Origin of the sequence: Modestobacter sp. L9-4 (assembly GCF_019112525.1) — a bacterium.
In the GTDB taxonomy this organism is placed as follows: Bacteria; Actinomycetota; Actinomycetes; order Mycobacteriales; family Geodermatophilaceae; genus Modestobacter.
This window is the reverse complement of sequence record NZ_CP077800.1, coordinates 1,408,027-1,429,200: the sequence shown is the minus strand read 5'-3', so window position 1 is coordinate 1,429,200 and position 21,174 is coordinate 1,408,027. Positions and strand designations below refer to the sequence as shown.

Genomic DNA, 21,174 nt, shown 5'->3' with positions numbered 1-21,174 from the left:
TCGGAGGACGTCCTGATTATGGGTGACCGACCCGCTGCGGAGCGTCAGGACACGTGGTAGAGGACTGGCCCTCGGAGGAGGTGGCCCACCGGTCCCGCCCGCCTCAGGCGCACCGGCCGGTGCGAGGTCGCCCTCGCACCGGCCGGTCGTGAGCGGCGGCTCAACGGGCGAGGACGACGGCTCCCGTGCTGGGCGTCCACACGATGGAGCCGCCCTGGAAGTCGGTGCGCCGACCGCCGGAGCCGGCGTACTCGTCGCTGGTCGGGAAGCCCAACGACGACCGTTCGGCGCCCAGCTCGTTCCAGCGGTCGCGGATCGCGCCCATCACCAGGTGCACGCCGGTGGCCGGCGACCAGTAGACCGAGCCGCGCTCGAAGTGGCTCACCGCGGCGCCGCCGGGCAGCGCCAGCTCGTCGGTGGTGGGGTAGCCGACCGGGCCGGCCTCCCAGCCGCTGGCCGCCCACACGTCGCGGATGGCCCCGCGGACGACGTGCGCACCGGTGGCCGGCGACCAGTAGACGGAGCCGCCCTGGAAGTGGGTGACGGCGCCGTTGCGCAGGGGGAGCTCATCGGTGGTCGGGTAGCCCAGTGGGCCGGCCTGCCAGCCGCTGGCCGCCCAGGCGCTCCGGATCAGCCCACGGACGACGTGCGTGCCCGTGGCGGCCGACCAGTAGACCGAGCCGCCCTGGAAGTGGGTGACGGCCCCGCCGGGCAGCGCGACCTCGTCGGTGACCGGGTAGCCCAGCGACCCGGCCTGCCAGCCGTTGGCCGCCCACAGGTCACGGATGGCCCCGCGGACAGCGTGCGCGCCGGTGCTCGGCGACCAGTAGACGGACCCGCCCTGGAAGTGGGTGACCGCGCCGCCGCCGGGCAGCGCGACCTCGTCGGTGACCGGGTAGCCCAGCGGGCCGGCCTGCCAGCCGCTGGCCGCCCAGGCGTCCCGGATCAGCCCACGGACGACGTGTGCGCCGCCCCCCGGCGACCAGTAGACGGAGCCGCCCTGGAAGTGGCTCACCGCCCCGCCGGCCAGCGCGACCTCGTCGGTGGTGGGGAAGCCCAGTGTCCCGCCCTGCCAGCCGAGCGAGGCCCACTTGTCGCGGATCGCCCCCTGCACCGAGTGCGCGCCGGTGGTCGTGGACCAGTAGACGGAGCCGTTGCGGAAGTGCTCGGCCGCCGCGACGTCGCCGAAGTTGGTCTCGGCGGTCACCGCCGGGCCCAGGGCGCCGGCCGCGCCGCCACGCGAGGCCCACAGCGCCTGCACCGGGGAGACCGGGCCGGTGCCGTCGGCGACCCGGAGCGTGCCGTCGCCGTTGCGCAGCAGCGTGGCGATGCCCATCCGGCGCGGGTTGGGCACCGGGCCGCCGATGTTCTCACCGAGCCAGAACGTCGCGTAGGCCATGCGAAGGCTGCCGTCGGCGGCCACGAACGCCGAGGAGCCGCCCGGCCCCTGCGCCGTCCCGTTGCTCGACAGCAGCGGCACCTTCGCCGCGGCCCGCTCGCAGGGGGCCAGTGGTCCGTTGCGGCAGATCGCGTAGCCGCTGGCGTAGCTGCTGTGCCCGATGCGGTCCAGCGGGTCGGAGAGGTTGGCCGAGTAGAAGAGGTAGGTCGTGCCGCCGAACCTCACCATCGAGGGGTTCTCGATGGTGAAGCCCTCCCACGGGGAGGCGGAGTCGGTCTCGAGCAGCTTCACGACGGGCGCGCCCGGCTTCGGCAGGCCGTTGCTGCCCAGCTCGACGGCCTTGAGGGAGGACGGGTGGTGGTCGACCTTCCCCGAGGACTTCCACATCAGGTAGTCCTTGCCGGTGGCGTCGTCGTGGTAGCCGGCCGGGTCGATCGAGCCTCCCGGGTCGACCGCCGCGTCCTCGCACTGGATCGGCCCGCCACCGCTGACGTCACGGAAGGGGCCCAGCGGCGAGGTGGCCGAGGCGACGGTCAGGCAGAAGCGCCCGTCGGAGTACAGGACCGGGGAGTAGGCGTACCAGGTGCTGCCGATCGGGAACACGCCCGGCGCCCAGTAGTTGCGGTCGACCCAGGAGTCGGCTGCCCGCACGCCCCAGGTCGGACGGCTGACCAGGGCGTCGTTGTTGTTGAAGGCGCTCCAGCCACGGTCGAGCGTGCTCAGTGGCAGCCTCGACGCCCAGCTCTGCACCTCGGCCGGGACGGAGCGGTCGGTCAGCGGGTCGAAGCCGTTCTGGTACGGCACGCTCCCGGGCGGGGCGTACCGGGGGTGGACCTTCCAGGTCCGCAGGTCGGTGCTGGTCAGCACCGGGAGCACCCGGCCACCGACCGGTGAGGCGTAGGCGTAGTACGTGTTCCCCACCCGGACCACGGTCGGGTCGCCGAAGTCGCCGTTCCAGACGGTGTCCGGTTCGAACCACCCGTAGGCGGGGGGCAGGGCCGTCACCCCGGCGTCGTCTGCGGCTGTCGTGAGCGGCGTCTCCGTGGCGGGCGGCTGGGCCAGCGTCAGGACGCCGCCGAGCAGGACGGTGGCCGCGGCCAGCGCGGCGACCGTCCGGCGGGGGGTACGGGTACGGGAACGCACGGGTCCTCCAACGGTCGTCGGCGCGACCGGTGGGTCCCGCCTCACTCGTGTTCGGCACCGGCGCGGGCATCTTGAGGTGGCGGACGGGCGGATCACCCGATGCGGTACGGCACCGGCCAGGCCGGTGACGGTGCGTGAGGGGGCGAGGGCCGCCGCGGAGCGGTCGTTCAGTCGAGCAGCCGGGACACCCCGGCCAGCCGGGAGTCCCCGGCCATCGACGCCAGCCACGCCGACCAGCCGGGCCGGGCCCGCATCGACTCCAGTGCGCTGCGCGCCGCCGCCCGGTCGCCGCGCCGGGAGGCGGCCAGCGCGGCGTAGAGGTCCCGGGCGCCCTCGGGGGCGAAGACGGCGAGCGTCTCGTAGTCCCGCTCGTCGTAGGCGCGCTGCAGGTTGCGGAGCATCCGCAGCTGGGCGACCGGGTCCCCGGAGTCGTCGACCCGCAAGTCGAGCCGGACGCCGTCGTCGTCGTCGGTGGCCGGGCCGCCGCTGACCACGTGCAGGGCCGCGGACTGCCGGCCGCGGAGGTCGCCGCCGGCGTCCTGCCCGGCGGTCAGCGCGGCGAGCAGCCGGTCGGCGAGCGAGCCACCGGTCACGGAGAAGGCCTGGGACATGGCCGGCAGGACGTCGGCGGAGGCGAGCATGTTGCCCTGCACGCTGAAGCCCTCGCCGAGCAGGTGCCCGCTGACCGGCATCGACCCGCGCCCGGTGTCGGCGGCCACCTGCCCGGCCGCGTCCAGGACGGCGACCTGCCGGTCGACGTCCTCGGCGGCGTGCGACGCCCGGCGCACCAGCTCCTCCGGGGACGACCCCTCGGCGAGCGCGGCCAGCAGCGTGCCGCCCAGCCCGCGCCGGCTGCGGGCCTGCACCGCGACGATGCCGACGCCGGGCCGCACGCTGGGGACCGCGCGGCCCACGGCGAGGATGCAGGAGGACACGGCGATGCCGAGGTCGCCGGTGGCGGGGTCCCGGGCGAGCACCGAGAAGGTCACGTGCGCTCCCGGTGCAGTGCTGGGCGGGCGCGGGTCAGGCCGGGCGGCCCAGCTCGCGGATGCCGTCGAGGGAGAGCCCGAGGGTAGCGGTGACCCGCTCGGTCGCGGCGCGGTGCGCCAGGCCCGACGGCGCCGCGGCCCGGCACAGCACCAGCGAGGCGCCGGCGGCCAGCGGGGCCAGCAGCCAGGCCACCGGGCCGGCCTCGGTGGCCGCCCGCTCGTCGACCATCACCCGGTCGCCGGCGGCGATGCCCAGCCGGCCGGCGAGCTCGGTGGCGGTGTCGGCGAGGCCGGCCAGCGTGAGCGACCCGCCGCCGAGCACCAGCCCGGTGCCCGCGGGGTCCACCGGCTGCCAGGGGGAGAAGACGTCGCCCTGGCCGCGGACCTCGAGCGCGAAGTCCCGGGCCGGGCCGGTGTAGCCGGTCATCCCCATGCCCAGCGGGTGCAGCGACAGCCCGAGCAGCTCGGCCAGGCCGAGCTCCTCCAGCGGCGGCAGCCGGTCGGCGTCGGCCAGCACGACGTCGGCGGCGGTGAGCCGGTCGTCGTCCTCGGCGGCGGTCTCCAGGACGGCGGCCCCGCAGCTCCAGGTGCCCAGCAGCACGGCGGCGGTCTGCCAGTGCACCGGCAGCGCGACCCCCACGGTGCTGCCCGGGCCGACGTCGAACTCCTCCTGCAGCAGGTTGGCCGTCTTGGCCACCCAGTTGGCCAGCGTGGTGGCCGACAGCTCGGTGCGCTCGCCGGAGACGTCGTCGTAGAACGTGACCAGCGGCGCGGCCGCGTCCCGGCGGAGCGCCGCGGCCAGCAGGGTGGCGGGAGTGCTGGGGGGAGAGGTGGGCACGGGACCAGAGTGACAGCTCCGGACGGACAGGTCCGCCCGGGACCGGCGTCCGGTGTGCCGGCGCGGTTAGAGTTCGTCCCCGATGACTTCTGCACGCGGGAACCGCCTCGTCCGACTGGACCACGCGGTGCTCCGGTCGACCCGCCGCGCCCTGGGCTCGACGCCCGCCGTCCCGGCCGCCCGGGCGATGTCCCACTTCGGTGAGCACGCCCTGGGCTGGATCGCGATCGGGGGCCTGGGCTGGCTGTCCGGTCGCCGGCGCGACGAGTGGGCCGCCGGCGTCACCGGTGTCGTCGCCGCCCACGCCGCCGGCGTCGTGGTCAAGCGGGTGGTGCGCCGCGTGCGCCCGGCCCTGCACGACGTCCCCGCGCTGGTGTCGACCCCCAGCCGGCTGTCCTTCCCCAGCGCGCACAGCACCTCCACCGCGGCGGCCGCCGTGGGCTTCGCGCCGATGCTGGGCGCGCCCGTGATGGCCACGGTGACCGGCGCGATGCTGGTCTCCCGCGTGCTGCTGGGCGTGCACTACCCGACCGACGTGGTCACCGGGGCCGCGCTGGGGGCCACCGTGGCCACTGTCGTCCGGCGTCGGCTCCTCCCTCGTCCCGTCCCGACCGCCGGCAGGAAGGCGTGACCGTGAGCGTGCAGCCCGAACCGACCCCCGTGACGGCGGGCTCCTCCAGCGCGCTGGGCACGGCGTCCGCGACGCCGGCCGAGCCGGCGCTGGTGCCCCCGCCGCCGCGCACCCCGGGGTGGCGCGGCTCGCGTCCCTGGGCCGTCGTGCGCGCACTCCGGCCGCGGCAGTGGGTCAAGAACGTGCTCGTGCTGGCTGCGCCGCTGGCCGCCGGTGAGGTGTTCCACTGGGCCGTCCTGCGCCCGACGATCGTGGCCTTCCTGCTGTTCTGCGTCTGCGCCTCCGGCGTCTACCTGGTCAACGACTCGATCGACGTCGAGGAGGACCGCCGGCACCCGCGCAAGCGGTTCCGCCCCATCGCCGCCGGCCTGGTGCCCCGCCCCCTGGCGGTCGGCCTGGCCCTGGTGCTGTTCGCGTTCGCGCTGACCACCGCGGCGCTGGCCACCCGTCCGGCCCTGGCCGGCGTGCTGGGCGCCTACGTGGTCATCCAGCTGGCCTACTGCCTGTTCCTGAAGAACCAGCCGGTCATCGACCTGGCCGTGGTGGCCTCGGGCTTCCTGCTGCGCGGCATCGCCGGTGGTGTCGCCGCCGGCCTGCTGCTGTCGCAGTGGTTCCTGCTCGTGGCCGCGTTCGGCTCGCTGTTCATGGTGGCCGGCAAGCGCTACTCGGAGCTGATCGTCGTCGGCGACGAGGCGGCCACCCGCAAGACGCTGCGGGAGTACTCCGCCAGCTACCTGCGTTTCGTGTGGAGCCTGTCGGCCGGCGTGGCCTGCACCGCCTACAGCCTGTGGGCGTTCGAGATGGCCGAGACCCAGGACGACGTGCCCTGGGCGACCATCTCGATCGCCCCGTTCGTTCTCGCGATCCTGCGCTACGCGCGGGACGTGGACAAGGGCGCCGCCGGCGCCCCGGAGGAGATCGTCATGCACGACCGTGTCCTGTTGGTCCTCGGTGCCCTGTGGGTGCTGACCGTCGGAGTGGGTGTCTTCAGTGCCTGAGCTCGCAACCGTGTCCACCGCGCGCCCCGAGGCGCCGGTGGTCCCGCTGGTCGGCTGGGGCCGCACCGCACCGACCCGGGCCGCCCTGACCCCGGTCACGAACGACGACGACGTCCGCGCCGCGGTGCTCGCCGCCGGTGGCCGCGGGGTCGTCGCGCGCGGGCTGGCCCGCAGCTACGGCGACGCCGCGCAGAACGCCGGCGGCACCGTCCTGGACATGACCGCCGCCGCGCGGGTGCTGCACGCCGACCTGGCGACCGGTCTCATCGACGTCGAGGCGGGCATCTCCCTCGACGAGCTGATGAACCAGTTCGTGCCCCAGGGCTTCTTCGTGCCGGTGACCCCCGGCACCCGCCTGGTGACCGTGGGCGGGGCCATCGCCGCCGACATCCACGGCAAGAACCACCACGTCGCGGGCAGCTTCGGCCAGCACGTGCGGTGGATCGACCTGCTCACCGCCGACGGCCAGGTGCACCGGATCAGCCCCGAGTCCGACGCCGACCTGTTCTGGGCGACCGTCGGCGGCATGGGCCTGACCGGCGTCATCCTGCGGGCCCAGGTGCAGATGAAGGCGATCGAGTCCTCCCGCTGCCTGGTCGACACCGACCGCACCGAGAACCTCGACCAGCTGATGACGCTGCTCACCGAGACCGACCACCTGTACGAGTACTCGGTGGCCTGGATCGACACCCTCGCCAAGGGCAAGCGGATGGGCCGCTCGGTCGTCACCCGCGGCCGGTTCGCCAAGCTCGACGAGCTGCCGGCCAAGCGCCGCACCGACCCGCTGAAGTACCACGGCTCGGTCAAGGCCTCCGTCCCCGACGTCTTCCCGCCCGGCCTGCTCAACCTGGCCACGGTCGCCGCCTTCAACGAGCTCTGGTACCGCAAGGCACCGAAGCAGAAGCGGGACCAGCTGCAGAGCATCCCGACCTTCTTCCACCCGCTGGACGCCGTCGGTGGCTGGAACCGCATCTACGGGCCCAAGGGCTTCGTGCAGTACCAGGTCACCGTGCCCTTCGGGCAGGAGGAGGCCATGCGCGAGGTGCTCGACCGGCTCAGCTCCTTCGGGACGGCGTCCTTCCTCGCCGTGCTCAAGCGCTTCGGCCCGGGCAACCCCGGCATGCTGTCCTACCCCTCGCCGGGCTGGACGCTGGCGCTGGACATCCCGGTGATGAAGGGGCTGGCCGGCCTGCTGGACTCCCTGGACGAGGTGGTCATCGCCGCCGAGGGCCGCACCTACCTGGCCAAGGACTCCCGGGTGCGCCCGGAGACCTTCGAGAAGATGTACGACCGGCTCGGCGACTTCCGCGCCGTGCGCAGGCGGGTCGACCCCGACGGCGTCTTCACGTCCGACCTGGCCAGGAGGCTCGCACTGTGATCGACGCACTCGGTTCGCCCAGCTCGCTGCTGCTCGTCGGCGGCACGTCCGACATCGCCGTCGCGACGGCCCGCCGCTACCTCGGTGAGCGGCCGCTGCGGATCGTCCTCGCGGCCCGGGACACCCCGCGCCGGGCCGTCGTGGCCGCCGAGCTCGAGACCGCCGGCGGTCAGGTCCAGGTCGTCGACTTCGACGCCGCCGACCCCGCGTCGCCGGCGCGGATGGTCGCCGAGGCGACCGCCGCGGGTGACATCGACGTCGCCGTGGTCGCCTTCGGCCTGCTCGGCGACGCCGACCAGCTGCGCAGTGACGCCACCGCGGTGGCCGAGCTGGCCCAGGTGAACTACGTCGCGCCCACGGTGGTCGGCACGGAGCTGGCCAACCAGATGCGCCGGCAGGGCCACGGGGTGATCGTCGCGCTGTCCTCGGTCGCCGGTGAGCGGCCGCGGGCCTCGAACTTCGTCTACGGCTCGACCAAGGCCGGGCTCGACGCGTTCTACTCCGGCCTGGCCGACTCCCTCGTGGGCACCGGGGTGTCCGTCCTCGTCGTCCGCCCGGGGTTCGTCAAGTCCAAGATGACCGAGGGCATGGACGACGCCCCGCTGGCCACCACGCCCGAGGCCGTCGCCGAGGCGATCGTGGGCGGCATCCGCAAGGGCCGGCACACGGTCTGGGTGCCCGGCGCCATGCGCTGGGTGATGAGCGGCCTGCGGCACACGCCGCGCGCGGTGTTCCGCCGCCTGCCCATCTGAGTCCCGCACCACCGCCGACGGCCGGTGGCCCACCCGAGAGGGGGGCCACCGGCCGTTTCGCGTACCCCCTGCGCGGCCGGCTCGCCGACGGGCTGGGGCAGCACGGCCGAGCGCCCGCCCGGTGGTCGGCCACCGGACGGGCGCTCGGCCCGGGCACGTGAGGCGGCAGCGGGCCGCCCCTGCTCAGTTGATGCAGGAGGTGTCCGCAGCGGTGCGCGGCTGCTCCACCGGGACGGCGCTCGCGGCGGGTGCGGCGGGGGCGGCGACGGCCTGGCCGACCGCGGTGAAGTCCGAGCCCAGCACCAGCTGCAGGGTGCCGGCGGTGACGTCGTCGTCCGGCTGCACCGACGCACCGGGTACCGCTGCCGCCAGCACGGCGGCCAGCGCCTCGTCGCCGGGGGCGTGCCGGATCTCGGTGGTCGTGTAGGTCGTCGAGTCGGCATTGCCGGTGTCGGCGACCACGAACCCGGCCTTCTCCAGGCCCTTCGCGGCCTTCGCGGCCAGCCCGGAGGTGCCCGAGCCGTTGCGGACGTCGACCGACACCTCCGCCGGGGTCACCGCAGGGGCGGCCGGCGCCGCAGGGGCGGCGGCGGGGGCTGCGGCCGGGGCGGCCGGGGCGGCCGGCTCGGCGGACAGCGCGGCGAAGAACGAGTGCAGCGTGCCGGTGTCGGCCAGCCGGACGATCGACCCGGCCTTCGGGTCGTCCACGGAGCCCAGGTTCGGCACCGTCTGGAACCCGATGCTGCCGGCGGTCACCGACTGCATCTGCTGGGCCAGCTTCATCAGGTCCAGACCCTGGTCGACCGTCAGCGCCTCGGACACCGCCCCGACGAGCTCGCGCTGCTTGCCGAGGTCGCGGACGACGTCGTCGGAGAGCATCTTCCGCATCACGCCGGCCAGGAACACCTGCTGGCGCCGGATCCGGTCGAAGTCGGTGCTGGTGTTCCCGATGTTGTGCCGCTGCCGGACGAACTTCAGCGCGTCGGCGCCGCTGATCGTCTGCGGGCCGGCGGGGAAGAACGCGCCGGACCACTGGCGGTCGTCGACGGCCTGGCAGAGGTTGACCTCGACCCCGCCGACGACGCTGCTCAGCTCGAAGAAGCCGAGCAGGTCGACCTCGGCGTAGTGGTCGATGTGCAGTCCGGTGAGCCCGCTGATCGTCTGGACGAGCAGCTGAGCGCCCTGGGCGGACTTCGCCTCCTCGGAGGCGTCGGCCGGGGCGTTCTGCCTGCCGTAGGCGTAGGCGGCGTTCAGCTTGTTCTTGCCGTACCCGGGGACGTCCACGTAGGAGTCGCGCGGGAACGAGACGAACGAGGCCGCGGACCCGTCCGCGGGGACGTGCACCAGGATCATGGTGTCGGTGTTCGTGCCGGAGTCCTTCCCGGCGCTGAGCTCGTCGAGCTGGTCCTGGGAGAGCGCGGCGCGGCTGTCGTTGCCGACCAGGAGCAGGTTCATCGCCGCGCCGGTGGTCACGGTCTGCTCGTTGCCGGTCCCGGGGATCGCGTCGGTGCGGTTGACCGAGGCCTCGGCCACCTGGCCCAGGTACCAGCCCCAGCCGCTGGTCGCCAGCACGGTCAGGGAGAGCAGGCCGGCGAGGACCCGTCCGGTCCAGGTCAGCCCGCGCTTGCCCGCGGTGGCGTCCTGACCGGGGCGGGGCGCCCGCGGGTCGAGCCGGGGCGGGAGCGCCGGGCGTGCCTCGGCGTCGTCGTGCTGCTTCATGTCCTGGTCCCTCACGTCGAGGTGCCGACGTCGGTCTGCTGACCCGGTGGTCAGTCGTCCAGCGGCGTGATCGAACTCGACGCTACGTCGCGGTCCGGTCCCGGGCAGTCACCTCGGGACCGGGTCGTCCACCGTGTCCGACCCGGTCGGCACACCGGTCGCACCAGTCCCACGCGACCGTCCCGCGCGCCGGTGACGGCCGCCGCGGACGCTGCGCCGGTCGTCGCCGGCAGGCCGTGGGACGGCGGAGACCCGACCCCGTCCGCACCACCGGGAACACCCGCCCCGGGAGCTGCCGGGAGCCCGCCGGAACCGCGACCGGTGTCAGGTCGTGTCTCTACAGTGCAGGCGGGTCGGGCGATCGCCAGGCCGGAGGGGAACAGGGATGAGCACTCACACCAGCACGTGGACGGCGGCGTCCGGGGCAGAGGAGCCCACCGGGGCGACGCGCGTCCCGGCCGTCGCGGACGGCGCCGGCACCGACGTCGGCACCGCGGGCCCGCGCAGCGGGCGGGGGCGCTGGCTGGCCGGTGCGCTCGCGGTCCTGGTCCTGGCCGGTCTGGTGAGTGCCGCGGTGCAGGCGATCGCCTCCCGGCTGCCCATCCCCACCGACACCAACATCCCGCGGGCGCTGATCACCTGGTCCTCGGTGGCGGCCGTGGGCCTGCTCGCGGTCCTGTTCTCCTCCTCCCGGCTGCCGGCCTGGGCCCGGCACGGGGCGGTCGTGGCGCTGCTGTCGGCCCTGGGCACCGCCACGGTCGCCATCCAGCTGCACGGCACGTACTACTACCTGCAGGGCCTGAGCATCGACCAGTCCTTCCGCACCCAGTACCTGACGCGGCTGACCGACAGCGCCGTCCCGGCGGACATGAACTACGCCGACATCGCGCCGTTCTACCCCTCGGGCTGGTTCTGGCCGGCCGGCCGGCTGGCCGCGCTGACCGACATGCCGGGCTGGATGGCCTACAAGCCCGCCGCGCTGTTCACCCTCGGTGTGGTGCCGGCCTTCGCCTACTGGCTGTGGGCGCGGCTGGCCACCCCGCGCATCGCGCTGTGCGTCGGACTGGTCACCGTCGCCGCCGGGCTGGCCGAGGGCGTCGTCGAGCCCTACTCGTGGGCCGTGGCCGCAGTGCTGCCGGCGATGGCCGTGCTGTTCTGGCGGTCGGTCGCCCCGGGCCGCACCCGTGACATCGCCCAGCTGGTGGGCGTCGGGGTCCTGCTCGGCGGGGCGCTGTGCCTCTACACGCTCTACGCCGCCTACGGCGCGATGTCCCTGGTCGTGCTCGCCGCCGTGGGCAGCTGGCTGGCCGGCGCGGGCCGGCGGAAGGCGGCGTTCCGCGCGGCGTTCGTGAGCCTCGTCGTCGTCGCGGTCCCCTCCGCGCTCATCGCCCTGGTGGTCTGGACGCCCTACCTGCTGTCGGTGCTCACCGACGGCGGCGGGGCCAACGTGGCCGCCCGCTTCCTCCCGCCGGACTCCGCGGCCTGGCCCGACCCGATGCTCGACGTCACCGCCTGGGGCGCGCTGCTCGCGGTCGGCTTCGGCTACGCGATCTGGCGGCTGGTCTCCGGCTCCGGCCACGACCGCGCGTACCTCGTGCCCCTGGCCGTCCTGGTGGCCTGCTGCTACGCCTGGTACGCCCTGTCGACGGCGGCCATCGCCGTGGGCACGACGCTGCTGGCCTTCCGCATGGAGACCGTCCTGATGGTCACCCTGGGCACCGCCGGCATCTTCGCGCTGCGCCGCGGCTGGCAGCTGCTCAACCGGCGGATGGCCGCCCGGCCGGGTGCGTCCGTGCCGCGCATCGGGGTCGTCGCGGGCGTGGCGACCACGATCGTCGCGGTCACCGTCCTGCAGCAGAACAGCGACCACCTCGACCCGTTGATCGAGACCGCCTACAGCGACTCCTACCCCAGCGGGCCCAACGCCCGCGGCGTCGTCGACGACACCCGCGACGAGCGCTGGTCCGACGCGCTGGCCGCCAGCATCGACGAGCGCACCGGCCGGCCCGAGGACGACGTCGTCCTGCTCACCACCAACTACGCGATGCTGTCGGTGCGGCCCTACTGGGGCTTCCAGCAGAGCACGCCGCACTACGCGAACCCGCTGTCGGACTACATCGAGCGCTCGCAGTTCATCACCGACCTGGCCGCCTCCGACGACGCGGCGGAGTTCGAGCAGCGGCTGGACAGCTCCCCGTGGGACGCCCCGACGGCCTTCGTGCTGCGCACCGAGGACGACGGCATGCACATGACGCTGCGGGGCGACGTCTTCCCGAAGTCGGTGAACGTCTCCTTCGACGACGTCGTGTTCGACCCGGACCTGTTCGAGGGCTGGTCGAGCGAGGAGGTCGGTCCCTACACCGTCTACGTGCGCGACGGGAGCTGACCGCGGCACCACCCCGGGCCGGGCCTGCTCGGCTTGAGGTGGTGCTGGTGGTGCCGATGATGCGGGACGGGGGCGTGCGGGCTCGCCGCACCCACCGTGCACCCCATCGGAGGACCCTCCCGTGCGCCACCTGCCCGTCCGGCCCTCCCTGGTCCGCCGCTGCCTCGTGGGGTCCCTCGCCGCCACCGCGGTGACCGGCACGTTCCTGGTCCCGTCCGCCTCCGCGGCGCCCCTGCCGGCGCCCGGGCCGGTGGCCACCTCCAGCGAGGTCGTCGCGCTGGGCTCGGTGGTCACGCCGGCGCCCGACGCCGCGGTGCGGTCGGGCACCACCGACCCGGTGGCCGGGGTGGCGGCCGGCACGCCGACGCTCACCGTCACCCGCACCGACGTCGACCCCTTCTCCCTGGTCGGGGTCACCTGGGCGCTGGACCCGGCGGTCACCGACACGGTCGTGTCGGTGCGGGTCCAGGACGACGGGGGAGCCTGGGGCAGCTGGACCGAGGTCACCGCCGAGACCGCCGACCAGCAGGCGGGCGCCCGACCCGGTGCCGTCCTGCGCGGTGGCACCAGCCCGCTGTGGACCGGCCCGAGCACCGGCGTGGACGTGGAGCTGGTGACCCGCTCCGGTGCCCGGCCGACCGACGTCCGGCTCGACCTGGTCGACCCGGGCAGCAGCCCGGCGGACGACGCGCCGGCCGCCCCGGCCATCGGGGCCTCCGCGCAGGCGGCCGTGCCGATGCCGCCGGTCTACTCCCGCGCGCAGTGGGGTGCCGACGAGAGCATCCGCACCTGGGGCCCGCAGTACGCGACGACGCTGAAGGCCGCGACGCTGCACCACACGGCGGACTCCAACGACTACACCGCCGACCAGGTGCCGGCGATCATGCGGTCGATCTACCGCTACCACACGGTGAGCCTGGGCTGGGGCGACATCGGCTACAACGTCATCGTCGACAAGTTCGGCCGGTCGTGGGAGGGCCGCTACGGCGGGCTCTCCACCACGGTCATGGGCGCGCACGCCGGTGGCTTCAACACCGCGACCTTCGGGGTGTCGATGCTGGGCAACTACGACACGGCGCCGGTGCCCCAGGCGACCGTCGACGCGGTGGCCGCGGTCATCGCCTGGAAGTTCTCCCTGTTCGGCGTCGACCCGCGCGGCACGACCCAGCTGACCTCCAGCGGCGGCGGCACGTCGCGCTACGCCTCGGGGGTCCGGGTCACGCTGCCCACGGTCTTCGGGCACCGCGACGTCGGCGACACGGTCTGCCCCGGGCGGTACGGGTACGCCCGGCTGGCCGAGATCCGCACCCAGGTGAGCAGCCGGATGGCCAGCCCCGTGCGCGCCCGCTACGACGCGGACGCCGCACTGCGGGCGAGGCTGGGTGCCCCCACCGGCGGGGAGCAGACCAGCGGCGGGGTGACCTGGCAGGTCTACGCGAACGGCCGGCTCTACTGGTCGGCCACCACCGGGGCGCACGCCGTGTGGGGCGACGTCCTCAGCCGCTACCTCGCGCTGGGCGGACCGGGCGTGCTCGGCGCCCCGGTGACCGACCACACGGACACCCCGCGCGGGGACGGCGCCTACGCCCACTTCCAGAACGGCTCGGTCTACTGGTCGCCGGCCACCGGCTCCCGGTGGGTGCGGGGCATGGTCATGGACCGCTGGTCGGTGCTGGGCCGCGAGCAGGGGGTGCTCGGCTTCCCGACGTCGGAGGAGGCGCCGGCCGCCGACGGGGGCTCCTTCCAGACCTTCCAGGGCGGGATGGTCTTCTGGTCACCGGCGACCGGGGCCCACGAGGTGCACGGCTGGGTGCTGGACAGGTGGTCGGCGCTGGGCCGTGAGCGTGGCTGGCTGGGCTACCCCGTCACCGACGAGGTCCGCACCGCCGACGGCGCCCACAGCTCCTTCGTCAACGGCGACGTCTACTCCACGGCCGAGACCGGCCCGGTCACCATCCGCGGTGCGATCAGCGCGCAGTGGCGGGCGCTGGGCGCCGGGAGCTCCGCGCTGGGCCGTCCGCTGACCGACGAGCAGCCGGCCGGCGACGGGGTGGGGGCGTTCTCGTCCTTCGCCGGCGGGGTCCTGTACTGGTCGCCGGTAACGGGTGCGCACGCGGTCACCGGGGTCCTGGCCCAGCAGTGGCAGGCGCGCGGCGGTGTCGGCTCGCGCCTCGGGTACCCGACCGCGGAGGTCCGGGCGCTGGCCGGCGGCGGCGAGCAGGCCGCGTTCCAGGGCGGGCAGCTGTTCCGGGCCCCCGGGGCCGTCACGGCCGCCGAGGTGCGCGGTGCCATCGGGGCCTCCTGGGCGGCCCAGGGCGGACCGGCGTCCCTGCTCGGGTGGCCGGTGACCGACGAGCAGCCCTCGCCGGACGGCGCCGGGGTGTCCCAGACCTACGAGCGCGGTGTCGGCTACTGGTCCCCGGCCACCGGGGTCACCCAGGTGTTGGGGGCGATCGAGGACCACTGGACGGCGCTGGGCGGGCTCGCCGGCCCGGGCGCACCGATCGGTGGGGAGGAGGCCCTGCCCGACGGTGTCGGCCGGCGCAGCGTCTTCACCTCGGGCACGGCCGTCTACTGGTCCCCGGCCAGTGGCGCGTGGTCGGTGCGCGGCGCGGTCCGCGCCGCCTGGGACGCGCAGGGGGGCGAGCGCGGCCTGCTCGGGTACCCGACGTCGGACGAGACGCCGCTGCCGTCCGGTCGTGGCGTGCGGAGCACGTTCCAGCGCGGCGACGTCTACTGGTCCGCGGCCACCGGGGCCCGCGAGGTGCACGGGGTGATCCGGTCCCGCTACCTGGAGGCGGGCGGGCCCTCCTCGTCGCTGGGCCTGCCCGTCAGCGACGAGCAGCAGGTGCCCGGCGGGGCGCGCAGCGACTTCGAGGGCGGCTCGATCACCTTCACCACCGGCACCGGGGTCACCACCCTCACCGTGCGCTGACCCCTGTCCCGCCCGGCTCGTCGTCACAGGCCGACGCGCCGGGCCGGGCGCGGGCCTGCGGGTGACCCGTGGGTAGCGTTCTGCCCATGACTGCCACGTCCGCGCCGAACCCCCGCTCCTGGGGCGCCGCCTTCGGGGACCTGGCCGCCGGCTGGGGCCAGCGCACCCTGTGGGGACACCTGGGCTGGCAGGACATCCGCCAGCGGTACCGCCGGTCCGTGCTGGGCCCGCTCTGGATCTCCATCACGATGGCGGTCACCGCGATCGCGCTGGGCATCCTGTACGCCGGGCTGTTCGACACCGACATCGACGTCCTGCTGCCCCACCTGCTCGTGGGCTTCATCGTCTGGAACTTCATCTCCGGCTGCATCAACGAGGGCGCGGAGGTCTTCACCTCCAACGTCGGCCTGATCACCCACCTGCCGGCGCCGCTGAGCGTGCACCTGTACCGGCTGGTGTGGCGGCAGTCGCTGTTCTTCCTGCACAACGCCGTCGTCTACGTGCTGATGCTCTTCTTCTTCCCGCAGCAGCTGCACTGGACGACGTTGCTGGTGCTCCCGGCCTTCGCGCTGCTGGCCGTCAACGGCGCGTGGGTGGCGCTGCTGCTCGGCATCGTCAGCACCCGGTTCCGCGACCTGGTGCCGATCACCCAGTCGATCATGCAGCTGGCGTTCTTCATGACGCCGATCGTCTGGATCTACCAGGACCTCATCGACAGCCCGAACCCCAAGATCGCCGAGCGGGCGAGGCTCGCCGAGCTCAACCCGTTCCTGCACTTCCTGGAGATCGTCCGGGCACCGCTGCTGGGCGCGGACCAGCAGCTGCACCACTGGATCGTCGTCCTGGTCATCACCGTCGTCGGCTGGGCGGTCACGCTCGTGTTCCTCCGCCGCTTCCGGTCCCGAATCGCTTACTGGGTGTGAACGTGTCCCGAGAGAACGTCACGGTCGGCATCACGACCACCAACGCCTGCGTCGACTTCCCGATCTTCGACGCCAAGAGCCGGTCGCTGAAGAAGACGGTCATGGGGGTCGTCGGCGGCAACATCGCCAGCGAGGCCCGGGTGCCGATCATCGAGGCGCTGCGCGACATCACCCTCGAGCTCGGCCACGGCGCCCGCGTCGGGCTGGTCGGCCACAACGGCGCCGGGAAGTCCACGCTGCTGCGGCTGCTGTCGGGCATCTACGAGCCCACCCGAGGGTCGGCGGTCATCAACGGCCGGGTCGCGCCGGTGTTCGACCTCGGCGTCGGCATGGACCCGGAGGTCTCGGGCCTGGAGAACATCATCATCCGCGGGCTCTTCCTGGGGATGACGCGCAAGCAGATGGAGACCCGCATCGACGACATCGCGGACTTCACCGAGCTCGGTGACTTCCTGCGGATGCCGCTGCGCACGTACTCCACCGGCATGCGGGTGCGCCTGGCGCTCGGCGTGGTCACCAGCATCGACCCGGAGATCCTGCTGCTCGACGAGGGCATCGGCGCCGTCGACGCCGCGTTCCTGGAGAAGTCCCGCAAGCGGCTGTCGGAGCTGGTCGACCGCGCCGGGCTGCTGGTGTTCGCCTCGCACTCCGACGAGTTCCTCCGCGAGCTGTGCGACACCGCGATCTGGATGGAGCACGGCCGCATCCGGCAGCAGGGCGAGCTGGAAGAGGTCCTGGCGGCCTACAAGGCGACCACCGCGTGAGCGCCGCCGGCCAGTCGGTGGTCGCGGTCATCGTGACCCGGCACCGTCGTGAGCTGCTGGCGCTCAGCCTGGCCGCGATCGCCGCCCAGACCCGCCCGGTCGACCACGTGATCGTGGTCGACAACGGCCCCGACGACCCGGCCGAGGACGTCGTCCGCGCCTCGGGGCTCGACGCCACCTACCTGCCCAGCCACCGCAACCTCGGTGGGGCCGGGGGCTTCGCCCTGGGCATGCTGGCGGCCCTGGCCCGCGGCGCGGACTGGGTCTGGTGCGCCGACGACGACGGCCGCCCCGCCGACGACCGGGTGCTGGCCACCCTGCTGGACTGCGCCGAGCGGCACGGGCTGGCCGAGGTCTCCCCGCTGGTCACCGACCAGGCCGACCCCGACCGGCTGGCCTTCCCGCTGCGACGCGGGCTGCGGTGGCGCCGGTACCGCAGCGACTTCGCCGGCATCGAGCTGCTGCCGAGCTACGCGTCGCTGTTCAACGGCGCGCTCTTCCGCGCCGAGGCGCTCGACGCGGTCGGGGTGCCCGACTACCGGCTGTTCTTCCGGGGCGACGAGACCGAGGTGCACCGGCGGCTGCTGCGCGCCGGTCTGCCGTTCGGCACCTGCACCGCCGCCGCCTATCTCCACCCCGAGGGGACGACGGAGTTCGAGCCGATCCTCGGCGGGCGGCTGTCGGCGCAGTACCCGGCCAACGACGTCAAGCGGTTCTTCACCTACCGCAACCGCGGCTACCTGATGGCCCAGCCGGGCATGCGCTGGCTGCTGCCGCTGGAGCTGGTGCGCTTCAGCTGGTTCTTCCTGGTCACCCGGCGGGACCGCGCGGGCTGGCAGGAGTGGCTGCGGCTGACCCGTGCCGGCCGGCGGGAGCGGTTCACCCGCGGCTGACCGCCCACCGGCACGACGACGACGAAGGCCCCCGTCCGCAACGGACGGGGGCCTTCGTCGTCGTGCTGCCGGCCCCGGTGCCCCACCGCGGGCGGTGGGGCACCGGGGTCCTCCTTCAGACCTGGCGCGAGCCCCAGTCGCGGAACGCCTCGCCCCAGCGCTCGACCGAGGTGAGCTCACCCGCCCCGGCCTGGTAGCGCTCCTGCAGCTGCGGCCACTCGCGGTAGATCCGGCGCAGCAGCTGCGCCGAGGTCGCGGACAGCTCGCGGAAGGCCTGCGGGTCGCGCTGGCGGAAGGTGACGCCACGACCGTCGGCGGTGCCGACGGTGGCGCTGTCGAGCCGGGCCAGGAGGAACCAGCGGGCGTCCTGGAAGGCCAGGTTCAGCTGCGGCACCTCCTTGTGCTCGGGGTCCACCGAGGAGACGTTGTTGGCGATCGCCTTCACCAACGTGGAGCCGATCTGGGTCGGCGTCACCGGGATCCGGCGGAACCGCAGCGCCTCGGCGGTGCTCATCGAGGGCAGCGGCAGGTCCGCCGAGGAGGGCAGCACGCGGCCGTCGGCGTGGGTGTTGCGCTTCTCCCGCGCTCTGCCCACCGAGCCGGCCATGCCCGCGAACAGCTCCGAGGGCCCGGCGAGGAAGTCGCGGTAGGCCATCTGGTGCAGCTCGACCGTCGAGTACTGCAGGTTGATCAGGAACCGGATATCGGTCTTGATCATCTGCGGGAAGAGCTTGCCGCCGTGCTTGTACGGGGAGTGCAGCGCCGCGGCGATGAGCCGGTTGCGGATGTGGAAGTACGCCTGCCAGTCGCTGGCGTCGTCCTTGTCGCCCCACGACAGGTGCCAGATCGCGGTGGCCGGCAGGGACACCGTCGCAAAGCCGGCGGCGAAGGCGCGCAGGCCGTACTCGGCGTCGTCCCACTTGATGAAGACCGGCAGCGGCATGCCGATCTCCTCGAACACCGTCCGGGGGATCAGGCACATCCACCAGCCGTTGTAGTCGACGTCGATGCGCCGGTGCAGCTCGGGGGACTCCCGCAGCGAGCGTCGGCCGAAGTCGTGGTTGTAGTCGGTGTGCGGGGCGTTGCGCCAGAAGAAGTTCGACCGGTCGACGATCTCACCCATGCTGTGCAGCACCGAGCGGTCCTGCAGGGCCAGCATCTGCCCGCCCACCAGCATCGGCTTGCTCGTGTAGCTGGCGAAGGCACGCGCCCGCAGGATGCTGTCCGGCTCGAGCTGGATGTCGTCGTCGAGCAGGATGTGGTGGGTCACGTCGCTGTTGGTGAACGACTCGAACATCGTGCGGGCGAACCCGCCGCTGCCGCCCAAGTTGGGCTGCTCGACGATCCGCAGCCGGTCGCCCAGGGCCTCGGCGACCGCCGGGTACAGCGGGGTGTCGGTGACGTGGTTGTTGCCCTGGTCGGCGACGGTGACCAGGTGCAGCAGGTCGCGCACCGTCTCGTCCTCGACCAGCGCGGTCAGCGCGGCCACGGCGTCGACGGGGCGGTTGTAGGTGCAGATGCCGATGCCGAGCTTGGGCTCCTGCTCCGGCGCCTGCGGCGCGTACCAGCCGGCGCTGCGCACGGTGGTGGCGTCCTCGGTGGTGACGTCGAACCAGTACCAGCCGCCGTCGATGAACGGCATCAGGTCCAGCTCGAACTCCAGCGTGCGCTCGCTGGCGCCGTCGTGCGTGGCGCCGGTGACGTGCATGGACTCGCCGTCGGCCTTGGACCGGTAGACGTCGATGCGGCAGGTGCCGGCGACGGTCACCTGCAGCACGATCGTCTTCAGCACCGTCCAGCGCCGCCAGTAGCTGGCCGGGAAGGCGTTGAAGTACGTGGCGAAGGACAGCTCCGAGCCGGCCGGCACCTCGGCGCTGAACCGGTCGCGGGCCTTCACGCGCTCGGCGGAGTTGACCTCGTCGAGGTAGAGGCTGCGGACCCTGAGCTGGTCGGCCGGCCGCGGCATGAGGATGCGCTGCACCAGCTCGACCGCCTTGCCGGGGGTGAGGTCCTCGGCGGCGGGCTCGCTGACGACCTCGAGGGAGACGGGGGCGTCGGCGGTGTCGGTGGGGTCTGTGGTGGTCGTCATGGCCTCGTCAGTCCTCCAGGCGGCCGTCGAGCGCGCCACCCTGGTCGAAGAAGGGTCGGATCCGGTTGTCGAACATGGTCAGCGCGGAGCCGATCGCCATGTGCATGTCGAGGTACTTGTAGGTGCCCAGCCGGCCACCGAAGAGCACCCGCTTCTCGGTCGCCTCCCGGGCGGCGAGCTCCCGGTAGGTCTCGAGCTTGGCCCGGTCCTCGGGGGTGTTGATGGGGTAGTACGGCTCGTCACCGGGCTCGGCGAAGCGCGAGTACTCGCGCACCACGACCGTCTTGTCGGTGGGGTAGTCGCGCTCGGGGTGGAAGTGCCGGAACTCGTGGATCCGGGTGTAGGGCACGTCCTCGTCGGCGTAGTTCATCACCGAGGTGCCCTGAAAGTCACCGATCGGCAGGACCTCGGTCTCGAAGTCCAGGGTCCGCCAGCCCAGCTCGCCGGCCGAGTAGTCGAAGTACTTGTCGATGGGGCCGGTGAAGATGGTCGGGACGTCGGTGGGCAGGGAGTCCCGGACGTCGAAGTAGTCGGTCGACAGCCGCACCTCGATGTTCGGGTGCGTGGCCATCGTCGTCAGCCAGGCGGTGTACCCGTTGACCGGCAGGCCCTCGTAGGTGTCGTTGAAGTACCGGTTGTCGAAGGTGTAGCGCACCGGGAGCCGGGCGATGACGGCCGCGGGCAGGTCGGTGGGGTCGGTCTGCCACTGCTTCTTCGTGTACGCCCGGATGAACGCCTCGTAGAGGGGGCGGCCGATCAGCGAGATCGCCTTCTCCTCGAGGTTGGCCGCCGACGCGGTGTCGATCTCCCCGGCCTGCTCGGCGACGAGGGCCCGGGCCTCGGCGGGGGAGAAGCTCTTGCCGAAGTACTGGCAGATCGTGGCCAGGTTGATCGGCAGCGAGTAGGTCTGGCCGTCGTAGATCGAGAAGACCTTGTGCTGGTACTTCGTGAACTCGGTGAACTGGTTGACGTACTCCCAGACCCGGGTGTTGGACGTGTGGAAGAGGTGGGCGCCGTAGCGGTGGATCTCGATGCCGGTCTCGGGCTCGGGCTCGGAGTACGCGTTGCCACCGAGGTGGTCGCGCCGGTCGATGACCAGGACCCGCTTGTCCAGCTGGCTGGCCACCCGCTCCGCGACCGTGAGGCCGAAGAAACCGGAGCCGACGACGACGAGGTCAGGGCGTGCGGAAGTCACGGACGGCGACGTTACCCGGCGCGACGTCCCGACCACGACCGCAGCCCGCGTGGCGTGCGGGTGTGGTGACCCGTTCCGTCACAACCACCCCAGGGGCCACGGACCGGCCCCGCAGGAGGCGCGCCGACCGGCCGCGCGGGTG

15 protein-coding genes are annotated in these 21,174 nt (G+C 73.5%); 9 read left to right on the top strand and 6 right to left on the bottom strand.

All coding sequences use genetic code 11. The features are described from left to right. Positions 1 to 160: 160 nt before the first annotated feature. The 3 genes from KUM42_RS06605 to KUM42_RS06595 all read right to left on the bottom strand — a co-directional run bounded on the left by KUM42_RS06605 (position 161) and on the right by KUM42_RS06595 (position 4,369). The gene (locus KUM42_RS06605) at positions 161 to 2,542 is read right to left on the bottom strand and encodes a family 43 glycosylhydrolase (RefSeq protein WP_237495997.1); all 2,382 of its coding nucleotides are present in this window, start codon (positions 2,540 to 2,542) and stop codon (positions 161 to 163) included. Between the two features lie 167 nt (positions 2,543 to 2,709). Next, positions 2,710 to 3,531, bottom strand: coding sequence for a DUF1028 domain-containing protein (locus tag KUM42_RS06600; RefSeq protein WP_237495996.1), 822 nt, complete (start codon positions 3,529 to 3,531; stop codon positions 2,710 to 2,712). A gap of 34 nt (positions 3,532 to 3,565) precedes the next feature. Next, positions 3,566 to 4,369, bottom strand: coding sequence for a TIGR03089 family protein (locus KUM42_RS06595; RefSeq protein WP_237495995.1), 804 nt, complete (start codon positions 4,367 to 4,369; stop codon positions 3,566 to 3,568). Between the two features lie 82 nt (positions 4,370 to 4,451). On the opposite strand from KUM42_RS06595, the gene KUM42_RS06590 reads away from it, so the two are divergent. Genes KUM42_RS06590 through KUM42_RS06575 form a run of 4 tightly spaced genes read left to right on the top strand, consistent with a single transcriptional unit; the run spans position 4,452 to position 8,128 of the window. Next, positions 4,452 to 5,000: a phosphatase PAP2 family protein gene (locus tag KUM42_RS06590; RefSeq protein ID WP_237495994.1), complete on the top strand. Its 549-nt coding sequence runs from the start codon at positions 4,452 to 4,454 to the stop codon at positions 4,998 to 5,000. A 2-nt stretch (positions 5,001 to 5,002) separates the two neighbouring features. Beyond that, the gene (locus KUM42_RS06585; RefSeq protein WP_237495993.1) at positions 5,003 to 5,998 is read left to right on the top strand and encodes a decaprenyl-phosphate phosphoribosyltransferase; all 996 of its coding nucleotides are present in this window, start codon (positions 5,003 to 5,005) and stop codon (positions 5,996 to 5,998) included. 10 nt (positions 5,999 to 6,008) lie between these two features. Then, on the top strand, positions 6,009 to 7,376 hold the full coding sequence (locus KUM42_RS06580) for an FAD-binding oxidoreductase (RefSeq protein WP_237495992.1): 1,368 nt from the start codon (positions 6,009 to 6,011) through the stop codon (positions 7,374 to 7,376). After that, entirely contained in the window at positions 7,373 to 8,128 is a 756-nt protein-coding gene (locus tag KUM42_RS06575; protein ID WP_237495991.1) for a decaprenylphospho-beta-D-erythro-pentofuranosid-2-ulose 2-reductase, read from the top strand. Before KUM42_RS06580 ends, KUM42_RS06575 begins: the two co-directional genes overlap by 4 nt. A 183-nt stretch (positions 8,129 to 8,311) precedes the next feature. Here KUM42_RS06575 and KUM42_RS06570 read toward each other — a convergent pair whose 3' ends face one another. Then, on the bottom strand, positions 8,312 to 9,847 hold the full coding sequence (locus KUM42_RS06570) for an LCP family protein (RefSeq protein WP_237495990.1): 1,536 nt from the start codon (positions 9,845 to 9,847) through the stop codon (positions 8,312 to 8,314). A 385-nt stretch (positions 9,848 to 10,232) separates the two neighbouring features. Here KUM42_RS06570 and KUM42_RS06565 point away from each other — a divergent pair, with 385 nt between their 5' ends. The 5 genes from KUM42_RS06565 to KUM42_RS06545 all read left to right on the top strand — a co-directional run bounded on the left by KUM42_RS06565 (position 10,233) and on the right by KUM42_RS06545 (position 17,748). Further along, positions 10,233 to 12,233 (top strand): arabinofuranosyltransferase, encoded by a 2,001-nt coding sequence (locus KUM42_RS06565; RefSeq protein WP_237495989.1) that lies wholly within the window; start codon positions 10,233 to 10,235, stop codon positions 12,231 to 12,233. A 121-nt stretch (positions 12,234 to 12,354) separates the two neighbouring features. Continuing rightward, positions 12,355 to 15,168 carry an N-acetylmuramoyl-L-alanine amidase gene (locus KUM42_RS06560; RefSeq protein WP_237495988.1) on the top strand — a complete coding sequence of 938 codons (2,814 nt, stop codon included), beginning with the start codon at positions 12,355 to 12,357 and terminating at the stop codon, positions 15,166 to 15,168. Positions 15,169 to 15,254: 86 nt separating this feature from the next. Continuing rightward, entirely contained in the window at positions 15,255 to 16,091 is an 837-nt protein-coding gene (locus KUM42_RS06555; protein WP_237495987.1) for an ABC transporter permease, read from the top strand. A gap of 2 nt (positions 16,092 to 16,093) precedes the next feature. Further along, positions 16,094 to 16,855 carry an ABC transporter ATP-binding protein gene (locus KUM42_RS06550; RefSeq protein ID WP_237495986.1) on the top strand — a complete coding sequence of 254 codons (762 nt, stop codon included), beginning with the start codon at positions 16,094 to 16,096 and terminating at the stop codon, positions 16,853 to 16,855. Next, positions 16,852 to 17,748, top strand: coding sequence for a glycosyltransferase (locus tag KUM42_RS06545; RefSeq protein ID WP_237495985.1), 897 nt, complete (start codon positions 16,852 to 16,854; stop codon positions 17,746 to 17,748). Before KUM42_RS06550 ends, KUM42_RS06545 begins: the two co-directional genes overlap by 4 nt. Before the next feature lie 115 nt (positions 17,749 to 17,863). Here the strand turns inward: KUM42_RS06545 and KUM42_RS06540 are convergent, their stop codons facing one another. Together KUM42_RS06540 and glf are read right to left on the bottom strand one after the other, a co-directional pair. Then, a complete protein-coding gene (locus tag KUM42_RS06540; protein WP_237495984.1) occupies positions 17,864 to 19,837 on the bottom strand; it encodes a glycosyltransferase in 1,974 nt (657 codons plus the stop codon). A 7-nt stretch (positions 19,838 to 19,844) separates the two neighbouring features. Further along, positions 19,845 to 21,032: a UDP-galactopyranose mutase gene (gene glf / locus KUM42_RS06535; protein ID WP_237495983.1), complete on the bottom strand. Its 1,188-nt coding sequence runs from the start codon at positions 21,030 to 21,032 to the stop codon at positions 19,845 to 19,847. Between the last annotated feature and the right edge of the window lie 142 nt (positions 21,033 to 21,174).